Raw genomic sequence first — 810 nt, forward strand, 5'->3', positions numbered from 1 at the left:
GATTTATTGTTTTTATAATGTGACTTCACATGTGAATACTTAGTTGAATCCTCGAAAGGTCCTTCAAAATCAAGCAGTTTTGCTTCCGCTATTTCATACGGCATAAACGAAAAACTGTTGTTGCTTTCTTTCAGTTCATGCATTTCATCTTTTTTTCGTTGTTGCAGTGCTTTGCCAATCCATTGATTTAAACGGAAATTCGTCACACGCATTTCCTGCTCAAAATCAAAACTTAACATGGCAAGTGTTTCTTTCAAGGCAAAATCAAGTGCTTCTGCTGATGATTTGTTCGAAAAAACAGACGGGTTATACGATTCTTTAAAGAAGTCAGGGTATCTGTAATAGACTCTTTGCAATACATAGTAAAGCAATTCGTCCAGTTCCTGATAGGAATTTTTCGTGATTACTCCTGCAGCTGAACTCGTAAAACGTTGACGGATCTTTTGTTCCAACAGACGTAGTTCCTGCAACCGTTCTTCTTTTCTGGATAGATTGACTTCAGTTTGTTCAATCAAGGAAGCCAATCGGGCAACTGTTTTCTCTGTTTCTTCAGCGAGTGCTTGAACAGCCATCGCTTTTAAATCTTCGGATAAAAATTGTTGGAAAGATTGTTCGAAAACTTCCATTCCTGAATTCAATTGAACCGACTCTTCTTTTTCTTTTAGCGCTTGAAGGCTCGAAACTCCATATACTCGTGGGAAGCGTATACCAAATCGTTGCAATTCATTCGTCACATAATTTTTGACATCATTTGCTTCCTCTTCGTTTGCAGCCAAGTCAATGGCGTTTACGATAAAGAACATTTTATCC

General features: G+C 37.9%; 1 protein-coding gene. It reads right to left on the reverse strand.

The features are described 5' to 3' along the window. A partial coding sequence (locus AC1DSL_RS18930; protein ID WP_477533435.1) for a P-loop NTPase family protein occupies positions 1-810 on the reverse strand: 810 nt, incomplete at both ends.

Source organism: Paenisporosarcina sp. P4_D4 (genome assembly GCF_056401835.1).